The sequence below is a fragment of the Novosphingobium sp. KA1 genome, assembly GCF_017309955.1.
Classification (GTDB): Bacteria; Pseudomonadota; Alphaproteobacteria; order Sphingomonadales; family Sphingomonadaceae; genus Novosphingobium.
Genome location: NZ_CP021248.1, coordinates 594,758 through 615,177, shown reverse-complemented (window position 1 = coordinate 615,177; position 20,420 = coordinate 594,758). Strand labels below are relative to the sequence as shown.

Here is a 20,420-nt window from a genome sequence, read left to right as displayed (position 1 = left end):
GCCTTGCGTTTTGTCAGGCGTGCACTCTTACCGAGCGCGGCGCGAAGACGACGATGCGGAGATACGCGAGCGCGGAATAGCCGATGGCCAGCGTCACCAGCATCAACAGCGGCGAAGCGACGTCGCCGAGTGTGGCACGCATTTGATTAAGAGGGACGAAGGTATGCACCCCCGATGTCGAGGGTATCAGGTGGGAAAATGCCGATACGAAGCGCGGCATCTGATCGAGCGGATAGGTCGCGCCGGTGAGGAAGAAGAAGGGTACTGACGTTGGACCGAGCATGTAGGTCGCCCGCTCTCCCCGATCGAATACACTGCCCACCAACATTCCCAGCGCAGCGACCGCTGCGGCGAAGATCGGCACGACCCCGACCATGCCGAGGACGTTGCCATCGACAGGAACCCCTTGGAGCCAGAAGATCAGGCCGAACAAAAAATAGCATCCCAGAATGCCGACCGACGAGAAGGCCACCAGGGTACCGCCGAACTCCGCCGCCCCCATCCGCCACGTTCCCGTTCGGCGACGCGCACCCATGAAGGTCGCGACACCGAAGAGGAGCGTTTGCTGGATGATGATAACCGCTACGGATGGAAAGACGTAGCCTTTGTAGCCTCCCGTTCGATTGAATAGCGGTTCTTTGACGACCGTGACCGGCGGACCGCCGCGACTGACCTGCCCGCCCGGCAGCAAACGGGTCTTCGCGATATTCTGTATGACCGCCGTCACCGCCTCACCGATCGTGCTCGCGCGCAGCAGATAGGTCGCATTGACCCAAACGGCGATCCCGGAGCCGGGCGTTCCCGCACGCAGCTGGCGCTCCAGGCCGTCGGAGATCAGGATGACCCCATCGGCCTTGCCCTCGCGCATGTCCGACCTGGCAATAGCGAGGTTCCCGACGACGTTCACGACACCGATGGAACGAGTGGCGTCCAGGTCTAGGATCATTGATCGGCTGAGTGCGCTGTCATCCTGATCGACCACGACCACGGGCAGCTTCCTCGGCGCCTCATGGGAATAAGGCGCGGGGTAATAAAAGGAATAAAGGACGACCGCGAGCAGCATCGTGCTAAGCAGCGTCTTCGACGTGAGGATGGTGTGCCACGTCGAGAGGAAGGCCCTATCGAAGGTCATGCCCGCCGTGCCTTTGCCATGATGAAGGCCAATGCCCCGCCGCCCGCGATGACGATGTAGGCCATCAGCGAGGCCATCGGCGCGACGGCTGCGGTAATCGCCTGACCACTGACCTGCCCCATCTGAAGCGCGATATAATGGGTGAGCGGCAGCACGTTGCTCCAGGTGCGGGCGAATGCGTTCCCGCCGTTCAGCGGCAGCGTTGCACCTGAATAAGCCAGGGCCGATCCGGCATAGACGGCGCTGGCCGACAGCGCCGTGGCCGTCTCGCGCGTCACCGCCACGAGGAGCGCCGCGACGGCAGCCGTCGCAGCGTAGAACAGCGTCTGACCGGAGGCGATCAAAACGATACTTCCCTCGATACGCCAACCGCGCGCAAGGGTCAGGTAGAGGAGCCAGACGAGTCCCCAACCGCTGATGGCGAGGACGTAAGGCAGCATCTTGCCGGCCATCGCTGGAGCCACCCCGCCGCTTGCCCTCGCCCACTCAGACAAAGACTTGCCCTTAAGTTCGCGGCCGATCGCCATGGCGCAAACGCAGGCCGCGATCAGATGCAGAACCGCCGGGAAGATCAGCAGCCCCAGGAACCATTCGAAGCTCGATGGCGCATTGCCCAGCGGTGTCGCCTCGACGGCGAGACGCCGGACGCGGCTCCTCGGTACCGCATGATTGGGCAGCTGATTGGCCGCGATCTCCGGGAGCGCTTCGGTCACGGCCTCCTCAGCCGCACGGGCGACCTGACCCCCGGCGGTCAGGAAGCTTCCGTTGTAGAGGATGCGAACGACCGGCTCCCGGTGCCGGGCCACGCTTTCGCCGAGTCCCGCCGGGATATGCGCAAACCCCAGGATCTTGCCGGAGCGGACTGCACGCACGGCCTCGACCTCGCCCGGATAATAGCCTCCGAACCGAATGAGTGGCGAGGCATCGAGCGCGCGGACGACCGCTCGGCTGGCGGTACTTCCGTCACCATCCACGATCCCCAGCGGCACTTGGCGCAGCGGCCCCTGCCAAAACAGGGCAGCAACGATGAAGATGAGGAATCCGGGAAGCAATGTGATGCCTGCAAGATCCCAGCGATCGTGACGTAGATAATGCACCTCGCGCGTCCAAGCCCGGCGAAAGGCGCTCATTGTGGCCAGTCGAACAGGACGCTCATTCCCGGGCGCAGCTTTTCGATCGAGCTGACCGGATGCAGCCGGATCTCGAAGGTTCGCACGTCATAGCCCGATGCTTCGCGCGTGGCGCGCCAGGTGGCGAAGTCGCCGCGCGGCGCAACCAAATAGACCTTGAAGTCGGCATCGCGCTGCAGCGCGGGTATGTGACCGTGCAGCACCGAGCCGATCCCGAGACCATGATAACGGTCCTCCCGCAGGTTCAACGCGACCCAGGGGTGATCGATGTCGATGACCTGATAGGCGGGGATGACGGGGCTGACGACTTCGCCTGGCTGCACGAGCTTGCGGGCAACTTCACCAGCAATCGGCGAGAACAATTGTGTTTCGCGCCCTAAGGCGTTCGCGGTGCGCAGTGCGGCTTCGGCGATACGCACTTGGGCGTTCGCCGCCTGTTTGTTCTGCGGACGCGCTCCTGCCAGCGCCTTCAGATATTGCTGACGCGCGGCTTCGGCGTTGCGGGCGCTGCTGTCGCGCGCTGCCGCTGCTTCATCCCGGCGCTGGGCCGCCACCACCCCTTGCGCGTAAAGATTGGCTGTGCGGCGGCTCGTGACCGCCGCCAGATCCGCTGCCGCCTGGGCTGCCTGCCATGTCGAGCGCAGGGTTGCGATGTCTTCCGACCTCGCGCCCTCGTTCGTTTCCGACGCAACCGCGCGTGCTGCATCGAGCGCACCTTGCGCCTGCGCCTGCCCACCGGTGATCTCGGGGCTCGACAGCGTCGCCAGCAGCGTGCCGGGTTGAACGCGCTGCCCCTCTTCCGCGATCAGATGCTCGACGCGGGCAAGCGCCTTGGTTCCAACATTGACCTCGTCGGCATCGACCATGCCCTGCAATTGCTCCGGCGCCGGCCGGCTCGCCAGCCACAGACCCAACACGACGACGATCACGACGATCAACCCGGCGGTGATCGCGATCGGCCGCCTGCTACGTTTTGGTGAAGCGGTCGTTTCCTCGTTCACTTCTCATTCCCCAAACGTCGATCGGCGCGCGCCAAATAGGTGGTGAAATCGTCAACCCGGTGGCTCGTCGCGAGCAAGCCCGCGAGTGCGAGGTCGTATTCGTAGGCTGCCGTGATGCGTTGGGTCTGCGTCGAGGCCAGCGTCGCCTCGGCATCGACGAGCGCCGAGGATGGGGCTTCGCCTTCGAAGAATGAAACCCGTTGGACCCGCAGGTTTTCCCGCGCTGCGGCAAGGTTGCTGTCGAGCAGCAGGAAAGACCGCCGGGCCGTTTCGACCAGATTCCAGGCACGGACGATTTCGTTGGCCACGTCCTTGCGAGCCTGCGCTGCGGCATCGGCGGCTGCGCGCTCCTGCTCGCGCGCCGCATCGAGCGACTTTTTACGATCGAAATTCGACAGCAGGGTGTATCGCAGACTAATACCGGCCACCCAATCGGGTTCGGTCGGCAGCGCATTATTGCGGTTGGCGTTGTAGCTGCCGAACGCAAAAGCCTGGGGGCGGTAACGGGATTTCGCGAGGCCCACGCCCGCACGGGCGATGTCGCGGGCAGCGTCGGCGCCGCGTGCTCGCGGTGTCGCATCGATGCCGTCGATGAACACGCTGACCGGCGGCAGTGGCGCCGAATTGACGAATAGAGGCGTCAGCGCATTCACGCCCCCCGGCTGATTCAGCAATCGCGCCAGCGCATCGGCGGCCGTCGCTTCCTCTAGCTGCGCGCGCGCATAGGCGCGCTCCGCGGCATCGCGGGCGACCTGGACCTGGAGGACGCGGGCATGGGGGATGACCCCGTTCTGCTCGAGCTTCTTCGCATCGGCCAGATGGCGGTCGAACCCCTCGAGCGTCTCGCGCGTGGAGTGCGTCAATTGTGCAGCGACCTGCTGTCCGAAATAGCCTCGAACAAGGCTGACACGGGACACGTCGCGCCCACCGGCCTGCCTGGCGCGCGCCACATCGACCGCGGCGTCCGCGCCTGCCTGGATCGCCGGGATCGCTCCGCCCGTGTAAAGGGGCATGGCCGCGGTGACCGCGGGCCGAAACACCGTATCACGCGTCTGATATTGCAGCGTGTCCGGGATTGCCCCGAAGATCGTCGGCAGCGCGGCGCCGACGCGCTGTGTGACCTGCCCGACGATCTGCTGCAAGCCGACCGGAAACTGGCCGGGCAGCTGCGATAGGAAGTCGGTTGTGGCATTTGCCGCATTATCCTTCGGCCCAGTGAGGTCGACGGACAACGTCTTTTGATACTCGATGACGCTGGCCGAAGCGCTGACGACCGGACGGCGCAAGCTACGGGTAGCCCCGGCGATCAGTTCGCTTGCACGGACGGCATGGTCCTCGCCGGAAAGGCCGGGCGAGGCATCGTCGATCCGCGCGAGAGCCGCATCGAAGCTCAATGGCTGCGATTGTCGATCGTTAATGCTTTGGCCAATCGCGGCACCGGAGGAGCAGACAAGAGCGGCCATCGTGACCGCGTGCCAGGCGAGTGGACTTGTCATGCCGTCGCCTTCGAGCCGCCAAGGATTGAAGCGCGGATTTCCCGGGCAAGCCGGACCGGACGAAGCGACGAGACATCGACGCTGCACCAGACGCTTTTCACCTCGGCGAGCACCGTCTCTCCTCGCCTTATGGTAGCGTCAAAATAGGCTCTGGCCCCCACGTACCGGTCGATGAGCATCTGGACATCGACACGCTCGTCAAGAAACGCAGGGCTGCGATAGCTGATCTCGTGTTTGAGCGCGACCCATGCGATCGAACGCACGGCCTCCCCCGGTGCGTGCTGCTCCCAAAACGCGGTCACCGCGTCCTGAATCCACCGTAGATAGACCGTGTTGTTCACATGCCCCATGTGATCGATGTCCGAGGCGGTCACCTCGAATGCGCTGAAATGACGCTCGCCGCCTCCGGGCATCTGATCCGTCCTCATGGAATAAATTGACAGCAATCAATCATTCGCAGATATTGTCACCGATGACAATAGCGATGATCCCTGCCCGTCGACGTCGCCGCCAGCCGGACGAACTGCGCGAGGAGGCGATCAGTGCCGCGCGCGGGATCCTCGTGGCTGATGGACCTGGCGCGATCACCCTTCAGTCGGTCGCCGCGGCGCTGGGAATGACGCACGGCAGCATCACCCACCATTTTGGCACCGCCGCCAATCTGCAGGCGGCAGTCGCCGACGGACTGATCGAGCAGCTTTTGACCAAGGTTCGAGCAGGCACTTGGGCCTTGAAGGCGGGACAGATCAGTGAAGCGGATCTCGTCGACCTTGTGTTCGACAGCTTCGAAACGACGGGGGTCGGCAAGCTCATCGGGTGGCTGTCGGCGGTGCAGAGCCCCCTACTCCAACCGTTGTTCGAACGGTTCGCCCGTCTATCGCACGACATTGCGACTGACCGCAGGGATGGGTCCGCCTTCACCGAAGCCGAGCTTCCGATCATTATCGAGAGCATCGTCACGCCGGCCCTGAGTGCATCCCTCATCGGCTCCGGTCTTTTGCAGGCGCTTGATCTTCCGCCGGTCTTCACGCGGCAGCGGGTCGCCGAAAACCTCGCGGCACAGCGTGCGGCGCGCGTCGCTGCATCAACAACCGGATAGCCGAACCGCGAATCAACTGCCCGAGAGAGGCACCCTACCCCACTAACATTTCTTGGATCGGAGTCCCCAATGTCGAAGATCGCGAGACTCTACGCAGTCGTTCTGTTGATCATCGGCGCCGCTCTGACGGCGGGTGGTCTGTGGCTGGCGGCGCTGGGCGGAACACCATATTACGCCATCTTCGGCGCTACACTCGCCCTTGCAGCCGTCTTGGCCTTGCGGAACCACCGCCAGGCGAACTGGGTGCTTGTCTTCGCATTGGCCGGCACGGTGATCTGGTCACTATTCGAGGCGGGGCTGCGCTTCTGGGACCTATTTCCCCGTCTCCTCGCACCGATTGCGCTGGTAGGACTAGGCTTAGGACTGTTCCCATCGATCGTCTCAGGCAACGCCCGTCGCGGCTTCCGGCTCGGTGCTGCGGCCTGCGCGATCGCGTTCGCCGCCATGTTTGGGTTGGCGTTCGTGCCGCATCCCACCGTATCCGCGGTTGCAGCGGCGGACTATTCTCCTGGCGCAGGGGACAATGCACCGCAGGACTGGACGTCGTACGGCGCAAGCACCGCTGGGCTTCGATACGCCACCTACAACAAGATCAATCGCGACAATGTCGCCACGCTGAAGCCAGCCTGGACGATCCGGACCGGCGACATGGGCCCTGGCATCGACCAGAACACGCCTCTCCAGATCGGCGATACCCTCTACAGCTGCACCCGCAACAACGTCATCCTCGCGCTTGATCCCGATACGGGTGCCACGCGCTGGCGCTTCGATCCTCACGCCAAGGCGCCCTTCTGGCAGCGGTGTCGTTCGCTCGGCTATTATCAGTCGACGACAGCGTCAGGCGAATGCCAGCAGCGTCTCATCGCCACCACCATCGACGCGCGATTGATGGCGCTCGACGCCAGGACGGGCAAGCTATGCCCGGGCTTCGGCAATGACGGCACCGTGTCGCTCGCCGAAGGCATGGGGCCGGTAAAGCCCGGCTTCTACTTCCAGACCTCCGCTCCGCTCGTCGCGCGCAACATCATCGTGATCGGTGGCTGGGTGGTCGACAACGAGCAGACCGGCGAACCGTCGGGCGTGATCCGCGGCTTCGACGTGATAACCGGCAAGCTCGTCTGGGCCTGGGACCTGGGCAATCCGGCAATCACGCGTGAGCCGCCCCCCGGCCAGACCTACACGCGCGGTACGCCGAACATGTGGACCACTGCGGCCTATGACGACAAGCTCGGCCTGATCTACGTGCCGCTCGGCAACGCCACGCCCGACTATTACGGCGTCCAGCGCAAGCCGTGGGCGGACCGGTACAATTCGACACTTGTCGCGCTCGACGTGACCTCCGGCCGCGAGCGCTGGAAGTTCCAGACGGTGCATCACGACCTGTGGGACTACGATCTTCCCGCACAGCCTGCCCTCGTCAATCTACGCGGCAATATCCCGGCACTTCTGTTGTCCACGAAACGCGGCCAGCTGTTTCTGCTGAACCGGGCGACCGGGCAGCCGCTGAGCCGCGTGGTCGAAAAGCCCGTGTCGTCGGCGGGCAGCATGCCGGGTGAGCGGATGTCGCCGACCCAGCCCTATTCTGTCGACATGCCGGTTATTGCGGAGACGCTGAACGAGCGTCGCATGTGGGGCATGACCATGTTCGACCAGCTCGCCTGCCGCATCTCCTTCCGCCAGTCGCGCTACAGCGGTGATTTCACGCCTCCGGGCATGGCCCAGTCCATCGAGCATCCGAGCAATCTCGGCGGCCTGAACTGGGGCAGCATGTCCGTCGACGTCCCCAACAACCGGGTGTTCATGAACGACGTACGCGTGCCGATGACGGTCCGCCTGATGACCCGTCCGGAATTCACCGAATTCGCCAAGAAAAACCATCCGGATGGTACCGGCCACGGCCCATCGCCGCAGCTCGGCACGCCTTATGGCGTCAACATCCAGATGTGGATGACGAAGCTCGGTGTTCCATGTTCGCGCCCGCCGTTCGGAACAATCACCGCGGTCGACCTCAACACCCGCAAGATCGCATGGCAGGTGCCGGCCGGCACTGCCGAGGAATTGGGGCCGCTGGGGATCAAGTCGCATCTGCCTATGCCAATCGGCATGCCGACCTATGCCGGCACCAGTGTGACCGCCGGGGGGCTGCTCTTCTTCGCGGGGTCGCAGGATTACTACCTGCGCGCTTACGACACCTCGGACGGCAAAGAGGTGTGGCGCTACCGACTGCCGGTCGGCTCAAGTGCGACGCCGATGACCTACATCTCGCCCAAGACCGGACGCCAATACGTACTGGTGTCGGTGGGCGGAGCTGCTCATTCGAAGGACGTCGGCGACTACGTCATCGCGTTCAGCATCCCCCAATCCAAATAAAAAGCGTACCACTTAGGAGAGTTTATGACACAGCCGAGATTGCTCGAGACTGTCGCTGCAGAGGCGTACAGCTATCCCCTCCTCATTCGTCGATTGCTTCCCAAACCAGAGACAACGAGTCAGGAGATCGTCAGCGACGGACGGCGGTTTGGTTATGCTGCGTTCATCGAGCGGATCCACCGCCTTGCATCTGCCCTCTCACAATTTGGCGTCAAGGCCGGTGATACCGTCGCAGTCATGGACTGGGACAGCCACCGTTATCTCGAATGCTACTTTGCGATCCCCATGCTTGGCGCGATCCTGCAAACGGTCAACGTTCGCCTCGCGCCAGCTGCGATCGGCTTCACGCTTCGGCAGAGTGGCGCGTCTACGCTGCTCTACCATGACGATTTCAAGCCCCTCGCCGACGTGCTTTTGCCCGGGCTGCAAATTGAGCGCTCCGTTACCTTTGGCGGCAGCGCCGCGGACGGCTTTGAAGCTCTTATCGAAACGGGCGATCCCGGTTACGTCTTCGAAGACTTCGATGAGAACGCGATTGCCACGACGTTCCATACGACCGGCACGACGGGCGACCCAAAGCAGGTCTTCTTCTCCCATCGTCAGCTCGTCCTGCATACCCTGGCGGCGGCTGCGACGATAGCAAACCAGCCGATCGGACAGGGCGTCACGCGTAACGATGTCTACATGCCGATCACGCCCATGTTCCACGTCCATGCCTGGGGCATGCCGTATGTCGCAACGATGCTGGGAATGAAGCAGGTGTATCCCGGACGCTACGACCCGGCCACGATCCTAGCCTTGAAGCGCGATGAGCGCGTGACCTACTCGCATTGCGTTCCGACGATCCTCCGGATGGTCATCGATGTTGCTCGGGCCAATGCCCTGGATTTGGCCCCCTGGACGATGATGATCGGCGGCTCGGCGCTTCCCGAAGCGCTGGCGGAAGAGGCGGAGGGTGTCGGCGTCATCGCACTCTCCGGATACGGCATGTCCGAGACCGGACCCGTCGTGACCCTGGCGCGCAGCAAGCCGGGCGAAGCTGTCGGCGTCCGCTGTCGCGCTGGCTTCCCACTGCCGCTCGTCGAGGTCGCGGTCGACCAAAGCCGTGGCGGCGAATTGACGATCCGCGCGCCCTGGCTCACCCAGGGCTACTCGCTGCAGGACGCCTCCGATGCGTTGTGGGAAGGCGGACGCCTGCACACCGGCGACATCGCTGAGCTCGACGCGGACGGCGCGGTCCGGATCGTCGATCGGCTCAAGGACGTCATCAAGACCGGCGGCGAATGGGTGTCCTCGCTGGAACTGGAGTCCCTCCTGATGGAAGCTGCCGGTGTGGCAGAGGCGGCCGTCGTCGGAATTCCCGATGCCCGATGGGGTGAGCGGCCGGTCGCCTTCATCGTCCGCGGCGCTGGTCCGGCGGTGACGGAAGGATCGCTGCGGCACGCGGTATCCGAGCGAGCGCAGACGGGCGCGATTTCGCGCTACGCCATTCCGGATGCGATCTACTTCTGTGAGGTCCTGCCGAGGACGAGCGTCGGCAAGGTCGACAAGAAGGCGCTGCGGGAGACGGCGATCACGTCCGCCTCGCTAGCATCCGCCTGATCACACGATCGTTTCAGAAAGCACCGAAGTATGACTTCTTCACCTGCGACCGCTGAGATCCGGTTCGTCCTTGTTACGATCGCCCACATCCGCGACCTTGCTCAACACGATCGGTTTGCCGATGCCAGCGATGACGTCGTCGATGCCGTCCTCGAAGGGGCCGGCGAATTCGCCAGCGGCGTATGGGGACCGATCAACGGGATCGGCGACACGGTCGGCGCGCAGTGGACTGACGATGGCGTCGTGATGCCCGATGGCTATGCTTCTGCATATCAGGCCTATGTGGAGGGCGGATGGGGTACCATCGGCGTTCCCGTCGAACATGGCGGTCAGGGACTACCCTTCGTGCTGCAGACCGCCGTGCTCGAACTGCTCGGAACCGCGAATACCGGCTTTGCGCTCTGTCCGACGCTGACGGTCGGTGCAATCGAAGCCTTGGTCCATCACGGTTCGGCCGATCAACAGGCACTATACCTGCCGCAGCTCGCAACCGGGGCCTGGACGGGCACGATGAACCTCACTGAGCCCCAGGCAGGATCTGATGTCGGCGCGCTTCGCGCGCAGGCGTTTCCTCGCGGCGACGGGACGTGGTCGATCAAGGGCACCAAAATCTACATCTCGTTCGGTGACCATGACATGGCCGAAAACATCGTCCATCTCGTCCTTGCGCGAACGCCGAACGCACCGCCCGGAACGCGTGGCATCTCCCTATTTCTCGTGCCCAAGTTCCGCCTCGACGCCGCCGGGAAACCAGCCGAGCCCAACGACGTGAAGGTTGTCTCGATCGAGCATAAGCTCGGGCTGCACGCATCACCGACCTGTGTCCTGAGCTTCGGCGATCACGACGACTGCATCGGCGAACTCATCGGCCCGGAACATGGGGGTATGCGCGCCATGTTTACGATGATGAACAACGCGCGCCTGAACGTCGGTCTGCAAGGCGTCCAAATCGGTGAGGCGGCAACGCGCAAGGCTGTGTCGTACGCGCTGGAACGGGTCCAGTCTGCCCGCGCGGGGGCGGCTGATCGCACGCCGGCGCGCATCGCGGATCATCCTGACGTTCGGCGCATGCTGATGCGGATGTCTGCACAGACGCAAGCGGCACGCGCCCTGGTCTACTATGCCGCTGTGCAGGTCGATCTTGCGGCGCTCGGCGACGAGGAGGCGCAAGATCGGCTCGAGATCCTCACGCCGCTCGCCAAGGCGCATGCCACCGATCTCGGGAATGAAATCGCGTCGATTGGGGTCCAGGTGCATGGAGGCATGGGCTACGTCGAGGAGACAGGGGCTGCGCAATTGTTCCGTGATGCTCGAATCACGCCCATCTACGAGGGTACGAATGGCATACAGGCAGCTGACTTGGTCGGACGGAAGCTCGGTCTGTCCAATGGCAAGGCCTTCGAAGCCTTATTGACGGACTTACGGACAACAGCAAAGGCGGCGCCGCTAACGGAACTCATCTATCACTGTGAAGATATCGGACGCCGTCTCACCGGAGCGAATGCTGACGACCGGCTCGCTGCAAGCTATCCGTTCCTGACGATGTTATCGGTCGCGGTCTGCGGCTGGTTGATGGAACAGCAGCACAGCGCAGCGACCGATGATGATTTTGGCCAGGTCAAAAAAGCGACCGCGGCATTCTATCTCGACCAGATAGTTCCTGAAGCTATCGGGCTTGCTGCCGCAGCCAGTGCACCAGCCGATCAGCTCTATGCGATTGATCCCGCCTTGTTGCTGGCGTGATCCCACCCTGCACACAACGCTTGATTCTGGTTAAATCAGCACGTGCAGCAATTTCAAAGTACGTCGACTGCCTTGAAAGTCAGCCGCTCATCAAGAGTGTCGGAAATGATTATAGTTCATCATCTCGAAAACAGCCGATCGCAGCGCATTCTTTGGGCTCTTGAAGAACTTGAGATACCATACGAAATCGTACGTTACGAACGTAATCCAAAGACCTTGCTTGCTCCGCCCGAATTGCGGCGGATACATCCGCTAGGGTCAGGACCCATTGATGTGAGCGTCACGATCTGATTCAGGCTTCGCAAGGAGACCGGAATGAGCGATCTGTTTTGGCTGACTGATGAGCAGATGGAGCGGCTGCGGCCGTTCTTCCCCAGGAGCCACGGCAAGCCGCGCGTGGATGATCGGCGGGTGCTGAGTGGCATCGTGTTCGTCAACAAGAACGGGCTGCGCTGGCGAGATGCACCCGCCGCCTACGGTTCGCACAAGACGCTCTACAATCGGTGGAAGCGCTGGGGTGAGGCAGGCGTGTTCACGCGCATGATGGAGGGGCTGGCGGCGAAAGGTGCCGAGCCGAAGACGGTCATGATCGACGCGACTTACCTGAAGGCGCACCGCACGGCCTTGAGTCTGCGGGTTAAAAAGGGGATCTTGGTCGCCTGATCGGGCGCACCAAAGGCGGCATGAACACCAAGCTCCACGCCGTCGCCGACGCGAACGGCCGGCCTTTGAGCTTCTTCATGACCGCTGGCCAAGTCAGCGACTACACCGGAGCGGCAGCGCTGCTCGACGACATGCCCAAGGCGCAGTGGCTACTTGGCGATCGCGGCTATGACGCCGACTGGTTCAGGGACGCTCTCCAAGCAAAGGGCATTCAGCCATGCATCCCGGGTCGGCGATCACGCAACGAGCCCGTCAGGTATGACAAGCGCCGCTATCGGCGCCGCAGCCGCATCGAGATCATGTTCGGCCGCCTCAAAGACTGGCGCCGCGTCGCCACCCGCTACGATCGCTGCCCGACCGCCTTCTTCTCCGCCGTTACCCTCGCTGCCACCGTCATCTTCTGGCTGTGATCAACGAGTCCTGACCCTAGGAACACTCAAAGGGACGGCCGCAGCTATCCCGTTTGGGATCGAGAAATGGGAATGGCTTAGCGTTCCAAAAATTCTTCTCGCATGGCGTTTCGGTAAGGCGCTGCTCACCCGTTGAGGCTCAACGCATGAGGAACTCATGCTCGAGTTGCAATCGATGGATATCGCGTTGCAAGGCTTCGAGTTGGCGCTCAAGTGCCTCGCGCTCCGATGCTGGCGGAGAGGTATTCCTGCTGGAGCGAGGACACCATGATCTCGGTCATGCAGCAGCGAGTCCAGGCCTTTTGATGAAGGTATCGGTCGAACAGATCCTGAATCCGCGCAGGACGCGTACCACAAGATATCTCACGTTAACTCAATGGGATAGCACCGCCCTCGTCGGTGCCGTGGTCGGCGTACGACGCTCCGCTGGAACTGAGGCATACGCGTATTACGGCCATATACCCTTGTTTTTACAGCCTAATGGGCCCGCAGCACCCGTGCGTAGGGTCCATTACAAAACGGCCTCGCGCCGTGCGTCCCGCCTTACGCAGCGCGCTCGCGCTGCGCAGCCTCGTACCGGCAGGGGCGGGGCACCCTTGCTGCAGTTGCGCGGTAGTGCGTGGCGAGGAGGTTTGAGGGATGGCGTTCATGGGTGGGGTCTCCCCGAAAGCAAAAAAGGGGACCGGGCGTCAGGCCCGGTCCCCGGAGTATGTGATCAGCCCTGCTGGGCGACCAACGCGTGCGCTTCAAGGATGAGCATGGCCGCCTCGTCGTCACGGCCCTGCGCCCGGATGATCCGATACGCATTGGAGCGGGCAGCTATCCGGGCGAGGTCCGAAGCATGGTTCCATTCCGCTTCGTATTCCTCGTCGCACTCGCCGGTGATCACGAAGTCGCCGGTCTCGTGATCGGTGTAACCGTAGTACTGGCCCGCGTAGGAATTAGCCCGTTTGAGGTGGCGCTCAATCTGGCGAATAAGAGTGAAACCCCTCGCCTGCGCAGAGAAATAGTGCGGTTCATGGGTATCGACGAAACGGTCGTAATCGGGATCGATGGTGAGCATGAAAGCCTCCTCATGGGGGTGTCCGCGGACTACAGGCACCGCGGGCCGATGGATGGGATGGGTCGGTGGAGAAGTGGCCAAACGGGACGTCCCGCCGGTTCCGCAGGAAGCGGCAATCCCCGCTTGCGCCGGTCCGCTGATGTGGCACAGTCGCAAGCGACGGGCAGGCCATCGGGGAAGGACGATGGACATGCCGAAGATGACGGAAAGGGATCGGCTCGCCGATCTCGAAGCGCGTCAGCGCAAGATGAACGATGAACTGGAAAACGCGCGCCGTGCGCTGCGGGGCAGATATGCCGCAATGATCGCGGCGATGCCGGTGGAGAAGCTCACGGAAAGGGAATTCCGCGAGCTTCTCACACAGGCGATCCGGGTCGGTGGCGGCGCGGCGCTGACGGCGATTAAAGGACTGCCGGCAGCGATCTGATCACGCGCTGGTCATCACCAGGTTCCGGCAGGGATGCGCCTCGAGAAAGCTGTCCCTGTCGGAATCCGATCTCAGGGTAATGAACCGCGCTTCGGGCCCGAACCAGATCATGATGAAGCGCCGCTGCGCCGCCAAGCGGTGGATATTCGCAAGGCTGCCCCGGCTGCGACCATCCCAGATCACGAGTCCGATGGCGGCATCGCGCACCATCGCCGCATCCTTCGCGGCATGGAAGGCGGCGGTGCCCTTTCTACCGGAGGCGGGAATGTTCCGGACAGGCCAGTCGCCCAGATTATGACGTGGCCCTTCGCCGGAACAGTAGACCCTGACGGCAGCGATATCGCGATCGGAGAGAAGGCGCTGGACCAGGCGATCCACGCCGTGCGCATCCCCGATCCAGATGGGAAGCGCGCGGTACAGGAAACCGTCGATGCGTTCGATAACAGGTTCGGGAAGCGTGGTAATGGAGCGCGATCCGGAAATGAAGACGGCCGAATTAGAAAGGTGCAGATGCTCGGACATGGCTTTAATCTCCTCGAATGAGCCACCCCTCTCTGCCCTCCTCTCCTCTGGTGGCAGGACGCGGCCTAGCCCCTTAGCCAACCCCACCAAGACCGCGCCCGAAGGGTGTCCCTGCGACGAGCACGGCGAAGCCGCGCGCAGGAGGCCGGGACCGCTTGGCGGTCCCGCATCGCGCCCGCGACGGACCCGCCTGCGGGTCCCTGAGCGGGGCGAGAGCTACGCTTGATAAAAAGAAATGAGGACCGGCCCGGCGAACCGGACCGATCCTCTGACGGAACCTCACTGCGCCTCCCATCCCTGATCGCTGAGCCTGACGAACCGCGCCGGGATACGCTTCTCCTTCACGAGGCGCGCGAGGTGAGACTGCAGGCCCGACCCTTCGCAGACCAGGGCCTCAACGGGGCGCAGTCCGACCATCTGCTCGTTCCGGACGAACCCCGCCCTCTTCCCCAGCTTGGCGCTGAGGCGGAACGTGATGAGCTTCACCTTACGCGAGGCGGCCCACGCAGCGGCCATCGCGTCGCATCCCTTATCCTGTGCGGTGGTCGCCAGCACCATCGCCGGGTTCCGGGATTTCGCGTCGTCGAGTTTCGCCCAGATCAGGCGGTCGTCAAACCAGCAGTCCGCGCCGCCGGAGAAGATCACGATGGGCCCCTGCGGATTATGCGCGTCGGTGCGGCGCTGGCGGCGGGCGGCCAGGAAATCGGTGGCGGCGATCACCGAGGCAGTGCGCTTACTCGAGACCAGCGACCCCTTCGGTGCCGACCACGGCCGTCCGGTTTCGGTGTGGAAGACGTCGGCGGCATGGTCGCGCATGCAGCGCAGGGCGTCGGTGGCTTCGTCGAGGAATTCGAGTTCGCCCTGTGCCTGCTCGAGTTCGACGCTGTGGATTTCGCTGCCGTCGGCGCGCCGCAGCAGGTCCTGAACCTCGCGCGTCGCCTTATCGGCCTGCCCCTGCCACTGGTCGGCGACGTGATGGAAACTGTTCACCATGCCCCATGCGAGGCGCTCGGCGGCAGGCTGCAGCCGCGTGTCGCGCAGCAGATCGAAGAGTGTCGTGACGATCAGTTCGACGGCGAGCTGGGCTTCGCGCGGATCGGGCATGTCGGTCGCCATCTCCTCCTCGCCGCGCCCGATGCGGACCCCGTCGAGATCGGAGGTGAAGGCGGCGTGGAAGTCGTCGGTGGTGTCCGCCATCGTCTCCTGCGCGATGAATTCGGCGATGTCGGAGAACGGGCGGACGCTGCGGTGGATCTTCGTCATGGGAACCTCCTGTAGAAACGAAAGAGGTTCCCCTTTGGGCACGGGCTCCGAGCGGCGGGGTCAAGGATCGCGGAACGCGACCGGCGTAGCCGGCGATGGGGGTCACGATTTTTCCGGGCGGCCACATTGCCCGAGTGGAAGCATGACGCCCGACCCGCCCGGAAAAATGGTGGGGCCCCGTCGTCCTTGAGGCCGACGCGGTCCCGTGCCACCATTGGAATTCTTGAGAGAGAGAGAAGAGGCTTTGCGAATCTGGGGCTCGATGCCCCTGATTCGCAACGGGTGCCTCCAGGCGCCTGCCTCTCAGTGGAGCGCCCGCGACCTCACGACCCTGCACGCCCCTTGCGTAAAAAAGGGGGACGGCGCGCCGCGCCATCCCCGGAAAATGCACTGAGACTTCAGTGTCAGGCTGCCCGGCGAGCGCGGCCACGCGGAAGCGCGGTGATCTTCTCGGCGGGTGCCTGATCGGCCTTCCGGAAGGCATGGATCGGAACCCCGACCTTTCGGAGTGCCTGATAGAGGTTCGCCTGGATGCCCGAACCCTCGCCCAACACGGCTTCGACGGGTTTCAGTTCGACCAGCTTGCGATTACGGGCAAAGGGCGCGCCGCGCCCCGCGCCCATCAGCGAGTAGGTGACGAGCTGGACGTCGCGGCTCCCCGCCCAAGAGGCCACGATCGCATCGAAGCCCTTACGCTGCGCGGTGGTCACCAGCGTCATGTGCGGGATCCGCGCGAGGATCGCATCGAGCCGGTCCCATAGGATCTGCCAGTCGTGCCATTCGGCATGGCCGGAGGCGACGACGATCGGGCCGCGCGGGCGGTATCGCTCGCGCTCGGCAAGTTCCCGGGCGCGCAGGAAGTCCTGTATCGCGACCTGCGTGGCGGTGGCGACCTTCGAGACCCGCGAACCGCGCGCAGGCGACCAGGGACGACCCGAAAGCACGCGGAAGGTGTCGGCCGCATAGTCGCGCATGCACTCGACCGCTTCGCGCTGTTCGGACAGCGACTGGCAAAGCAGCTGCTTCTCCTCGAGCTCGGTGTTAAACACCTCGGAAAGGTCGGAGCGGCGCATCATGTCGCGCAGTTCGTCGGCCAGCAGGTCTTCCTGCCGCTCGAGCTTTCCCGCGACGAAATGGAAGCTGTTCACCATGCCCCATGTGATCTCGGGGGCGAGCGCATCGAGGCGGGTGTCGGTCAGAAGGTCGAAGATGGTGGCGATAACCCCGGCGCAATCGGCCTGTGCGTGGAGTGGCTCGGGCATGTCGTGTTCGCCCGGTTCATCCCCCGGGCTGATGATCGAGAGGGGGATCGGATCGCCGAACGCGCGCTGGAATTCCGGGGTCGCGGTCACTTCGGCGAACAGCGCGGGCAGGTCAGCGAAGCGGCTGATGCTGCGCGAATGGTCGTGGCTCATGGAACTTCTCCCTGTCAGGGGGCAAAAGGAAAAAGGGCCGCGAACGCGAGGGTAGCGTCGCAGCCCTGCATGGGTGTCGTGCCGGGTCAGTGCCTGCTCGCCCTGGCGGGCGCGGCGAATGCCGCGCGTGTCAGGACGGCATCGACGATCCCGGCCGCGTGCGGCGCGAGCGGCGTATTCTCGAGCAGGTCGTAGATGGCGGCGATGATCTCGCCGCAGGTGATGCCCGCCGGGATTTCCGGCACGGGAGACGCGCCCTCGACATGCCGCGCGAGCAGGTCGCGGATCGAGGGGCTGGCCATGATCGCCGCGGAGAGCGCGGCAAGGTCGGTCAACGGGGCGGAAGAATGCAATGAAGAGCGGCGCATGGGATGTCTCCTCATGGGCGAAAAAGAAAGAGGCCGGGGAAGCCTGACGCCTCCCCGGCCCAATGGGACTGATCAGCGCGTGATCAGAACGGGTCTTCCCCCTCGAACGAGGTGTCCGAACCCGACCGTTCGCCGCCGGCACCCACGGTGCTGTCGCCGAAGCCGCCCTGATCGCCCGGGCTGCGATCATCGTACCGGCCGCTGCTCGCGCCCATGCCGCCACCGAAGTCGGAGCGCATGGTGTCACGACGCCAGGCGACCATGTAGCCGCCATGATCGGCCGGGAAGAGCGCGATCGGCAGCGGCTCGGGAAGGCTGGGGTCGTCGATGTTCCCGGCGAGGAACACATCCCCCTGCTTCGACACGGCCTCCCACAGCGCGCCGATCTGGACGTAGCGGCGGGCGATGTTAAGCGCGAGGATCTCGTAGACCGGAGCCTTCGGATTATCGCTCACGACCTTGCGCAGCCCGACACTGGGCAGATCGATAGTGCGGGTGGCGATCGAGCCCTTCAGACGGCCATTCCGATTAAAGATTTCACCGATGTTCATCGTCTTTACCTTTCGAATGTCGCTCGAAACCATTCTCGGCGACACCCTCACCGGCCCTTCTCTCCTCTCTATCCCGCGCTCGCCTCCCGCGCCGCCCGCCCACGGCGAGGCGCTCCGTCTCCCCCAGCGCGACGCCGCCGCGGTCCACGCGCAACGCCCCGGCCGCCCGCAACTCCGCCCGACACCGCGGCACGATCAGGGGCACAGGCGCGGCGCGAAGGGCGGCAATTGTGGATTGGGGCGGAACGCCGGGGGCGCGGCGGTAGCCGCGCGGGTGCTACGCTGGCGGGAGTCGCCGTAGCGAGGGGCAGCGGCGTGGACCGGCGGTCATCGCAGACACTGCGGGAGCGGCGTGGTCGGCGGCACCGGCAGGTGCGGTCCCGGTATCGGGAGCGAGCGGGAGATAAGGGGCGGGCCGCGCGGCGGAAAGAATGGCCATCAAAAGAAGGCGGATGCGACCGCTCGAAATCCCCAGCCAATCAGGAGTTGGGGATTGGAATTGAAGTAACACCGTGATCGGCCGATCTGGGAAATGGCAAGAGCGTAAAAGCTCGAGCCAGTGCTCCGGCTACCGCTTACTTGCCGTATCGCAGGACGCCAGCATCGTGCCGAACGCTTGGGAAACTCGGCCTTCCGAGTAACCGCCTATCCAGGCTATCCGTTCGAGATAGGTCCTGTAGGGATTAGCGGATGTGGGCTCGCCGCGTCGTGCCGCCACGAAACCGAGGTGGCGGATCATCGAGAATTCTTTCAAGAAAGCCTCCTGATTCGCTGGAATATTGCATTGCAGCATGCGGGGCACAGATAGTCCAGCGCTTCAGTTGGAATGTCTCGCGCTTCTACTCCGGCCCTTGCTCGAAGGCTTTGGCCCCTGCGCGTTGGAAGGCCTCAAGAACCTCCGGTCCCAGAAGGCGGGCGGTTTCGCTGCTTTCCAGTCCGGAATACGCGATGGTGTAGGTGCCGTCCTCATGCGTGACGATCCTCACCTCGATGTCTCCCTTCGACGCGGTGGCCTGGGCCAGATCGATATTCCACTCACCGATGCGAACCTTTGACATAGTCGAAGCCTCATGGAAGATTTGGGAAACGCGGTGCCCCGGCCGGGTGACAGCACCACAAACGGCGGCTGGAGCGAGGTGCCCCACATTGGCCTGTGATCGAGGGGTTGCGCTTTCATCGGTCACTCGGACGCTCCCCGGGCCATCCGCTAGGCAAGGATGCGGCGCCACCGACGAGGGCCATCCTTCCGGATCGCGCAGCCGCAATATTGGCAGGTTCCGATGTAATGATCCCCGTTCCACCACATATCTCTCCGGAACGATTTATGACGATCGAGCGGACAAAAAACGAAGCGCCACACCAAAGAGATCATGGTCGTTCTCCAGGACTGCGATGCCCCTATGCGGTGGGCCTTCCTGCGCCATCGCGGCCCTGACGATGAAATAACTCGCCTGCCCCTCGGGTGCGCAGGTGGCCTTGAAGATTGGGACATTTGACCGCAGGGGCGGCCAGATCTCAAGACCGGGCACATTGTGTGTGCTGCACGTGCGAAGTGTCAAGAGGGAGCGTCTGTCCATTGGCCCACGCGGAGCCTGGTTCTAGCGGAGCGCGCGGTCAAAACCTCCTCGGCAAAGGGCGCGCGAATTCTGGCCCGTCGGGTTAGGTCATTCCCGGAACTGGTCACAGGCGCCGATCAATTCGCATGTAGAAAGAGGAACAATCAGGCAGCGGACTTATCGACACCTTCATTGAAGCGTTCGATCCACGTTCTGATATGAGGACGGTTCTCGGGAGGAAGTGCTGCTGCGGCGCGCTGAAACTCACGCAGATCGCCGGGCGCGTGCGCAATGATCGCGTCTATATCGGCCGGATCCAGCAAACGCTCGGCACGGATGAAAGCGGTCATCGAACCCGGATGCTTGCGGGTTGATTTACGCCATAGCCCTTCAACGTTTCGCAGTCGGGGAGCAGCGCATGCTTCGAGGAGCACAATAAGCCGCAACTCCTCGCGCGGGAGTGCAAGAACGTCCGGAATTTGCATCGCAGTGCAGAAAAACATGAACTTTTACAAAAGGATGGAAGCCCCTCGTCTGCAATGATGCGCTCGCAATCCTCCCTTGTCATGCCCCATTCCCGAAGTGGATAGCGATAATCGTAGAGATCCG

At 63.5% G+C, this 20,420-nt stretch carries 19 protein-coding genes and 1 pseudogene; 7 read left to right on the top strand and 13 right to left on the bottom strand.

Features of this window, described 5'->3' with window-relative positions; all coding sequences use genetic code 11:
• Positions 1-13: 13 nt before the first annotated feature.
• From CA833_RS20680 to CA833_RS20660, 5 genes are read right to left on the bottom strand one after another with little or no spacing between them, the layout of a single operon-like run.
• Positions 14-1,132 carry an ABC transporter permease gene (locus tag CA833_RS20680; protein ID WP_103094801.1) on the bottom strand — a complete coding sequence of 373 codons (1,119 nt, stop codon included), beginning with the start codon at positions 1,130-1,132 and terminating at the stop codon, positions 14-16.
• The gene (locus CA833_RS20675; RefSeq protein ID WP_103094800.1) at positions 1,129-2,262 is read right to left on the bottom strand and encodes an ABC transporter permease; all 1,134 of its coding nucleotides are present in this window, start codon (positions 2,260-2,262) and stop codon (positions 1,129-1,131) included. The genes CA833_RS20680 and CA833_RS20675 overlap by 4 nt, the downstream gene beginning before the upstream one ends.
• A complete protein-coding gene (locus CA833_RS20670) occupies positions 2,259-3,263 on the bottom strand; it encodes an HlyD family secretion protein (protein ID WP_103094799.1) in 1,005 nt (334 codons plus the stop codon). Before CA833_RS20670 ends, CA833_RS20675 begins: the two co-directional genes overlap by 4 nt.
• Positions 3,260-4,759: a TolC family protein gene (locus CA833_RS20665; RefSeq protein ID WP_103094798.1), complete on the bottom strand. Its 1,500-nt coding sequence runs from the start codon at positions 4,757-4,759 to the stop codon at positions 3,260-3,262. Before CA833_RS20665 ends, CA833_RS20670 begins: the two co-directional genes overlap by 4 nt.
• Positions 4,756-5,187, bottom strand: coding sequence for an acyl-CoA thioesterase (locus CA833_RS20660; protein ID WP_370584606.1), 432 nt, complete (start codon positions 5,185-5,187; stop codon positions 4,756-4,758). Before CA833_RS20660 ends, CA833_RS20665 begins: the two co-directional genes overlap by 4 nt.
• Before the next feature lie 44 nt (positions 5,188-5,231).
• Between CA833_RS20660 and CA833_RS20655 the strand changes: the two genes are divergently transcribed.
• The 6 genes and pseudogenes from CA833_RS20655 to CA833_RS20630 all read left to right on the top strand — a co-directional run bounded on the left by CA833_RS20655 (position 5,232) and on the right by CA833_RS20630 (position 12,646).
• Positions 5,232-5,858 (top strand): TetR family transcriptional regulator, encoded by a 627-nt coding sequence (locus CA833_RS20655; RefSeq protein WP_103094797.1) that lies wholly within the window; start codon positions 5,232-5,234, stop codon positions 5,856-5,858.
• A 69-nt stretch (positions 5,859-5,927) separates the two neighbouring features.
• Positions 5,928-8,228, top strand: a complete 2,301-nt coding sequence (locus tag CA833_RS20650) for a membrane-bound PQQ-dependent dehydrogenase, glucose/quinate/shikimate family (RefSeq protein ID WP_207081013.1) — start codon at positions 5,928-5,930, stop codon at positions 8,226-8,228.
• A 39-nt stretch (positions 8,229-8,267) separates the two neighbouring features.
• A complete protein-coding gene (locus tag CA833_RS20645; protein WP_242526569.1) occupies positions 8,268-9,830 on the top strand; it encodes a long-chain-fatty-acid--CoA ligase in 1,563 nt (520 codons plus the stop codon).
• A gap of 30 nt (positions 9,831-9,860) precedes the next feature.
• On the top strand, positions 9,861-11,573 hold the full coding sequence (locus tag CA833_RS20640) for an acyl-CoA dehydrogenase (protein ID WP_207081012.1): 1,713 nt from the start codon (positions 9,861-9,863) through the stop codon (positions 11,571-11,573).
• 105 nt (positions 11,574-11,678) lie between these two features.
• Positions 11,679-11,843, top strand: a pseudogene (locus tag CA833_RS20635) (glutathione S-transferase N-terminal domain-containing protein); the annotation flags it as partial.
• Positions 11,844-11,888: 45 nt separating this feature from the next.
• A protein-coding gene (locus CA833_RS20630; RefSeq protein ID WP_103094793.1) for an IS5 family transposase occupies positions 11,889-12,646 on the top strand; the annotation gives its coding sequence in 2 pieces (ribosomal slippage) (positions 11,889-12,222 and positions 12,222-12,646; 759 coding nt in all).
• Between the two features lie 715 nt (positions 12,647-13,361).
• Here the strand turns inward: CA833_RS20630 and CA833_RS20625 are convergent.
• Positions 13,362-13,709 carry a hypothetical protein gene (locus tag CA833_RS20625; RefSeq protein ID WP_207081011.1) on the bottom strand — a complete coding sequence of 116 codons (348 nt, stop codon included), beginning with the start codon at positions 13,707-13,709 and terminating at the stop codon, positions 13,362-13,364.
• Between the two features lie 190 nt (positions 13,710-13,899).
• Between CA833_RS20625 and CA833_RS20620 the strand changes: the two genes are divergently transcribed.
• The gene (locus CA833_RS20620; protein ID WP_242526568.1) at positions 13,900-14,136 is read left to right on the top strand and encodes a hypothetical protein; all 237 of its coding nucleotides are present in this window, start codon (positions 13,900-13,902) and stop codon (positions 14,134-14,136) included.
• Here the strand turns inward: CA833_RS20620 and CA833_RS20615 are convergent, their stop codons facing one another.
• From CA833_RS20615 to CA833_RS20585, 7 genes are all read right to left on the bottom strand, one after another.
• Positions 14,137-14,658, bottom strand: coding sequence for a hypothetical protein (locus CA833_RS20615; protein ID WP_207081010.1), 522 nt, complete (start codon positions 14,656-14,658; stop codon positions 14,137-14,139). It abuts the gene before it with no gap.
• 279 nt (positions 14,659-14,937) lie between these two features.
• Entirely contained in the window at positions 14,938-15,921 is a 984-nt protein-coding gene (locus CA833_RS20610) for a DUF2493 domain-containing protein (protein ID WP_207081009.1), read from the bottom strand.
• Positions 15,922-16,325: 404 nt separating this feature from the next.
• Complete coding sequence (locus CA833_RS20605) at positions 16,326-17,336, bottom strand: DUF2493 domain-containing protein (protein WP_207081008.1); 1,011 nt, start codon at positions 17,334-17,336, stop codon at positions 16,326-16,328.
• An 86-nt stretch (positions 17,337-17,422) separates the two neighbouring features.
• Positions 17,423-17,704, bottom strand: a complete 282-nt coding sequence (locus CA833_RS20600; RefSeq protein WP_207081007.1) for a hypothetical protein — start codon at positions 17,702-17,704, stop codon at positions 17,423-17,425.
• 83 nt (positions 17,705-17,787) lie between these two features.
• Positions 17,788-18,255, bottom strand: a complete 468-nt coding sequence (locus tag CA833_RS20595; protein ID WP_207081006.1) for a DUF736 domain-containing protein — start codon at positions 18,253-18,255, stop codon at positions 17,788-17,790.
• Between the two features lie 839 nt (positions 18,256-19,094).
• Positions 19,095-19,439 carry a hypothetical protein gene (locus CA833_RS20590; protein WP_207081005.1) on the bottom strand — a complete coding sequence of 115 codons (345 nt, stop codon included), beginning with the start codon at positions 19,437-19,439 and terminating at the stop codon, positions 19,095-19,097.
• Between the two features lie 536 nt (positions 19,440-19,975).
• Positions 19,976-20,314 carry a hypothetical protein gene (locus tag CA833_RS20585; protein WP_242526567.1) on the bottom strand — a complete coding sequence of 113 codons (339 nt, stop codon included), beginning with the start codon at positions 20,312-20,314 and terminating at the stop codon, positions 19,976-19,978.
• Between the last annotated feature and the right edge of the window lie 106 nt (positions 20,315-20,420).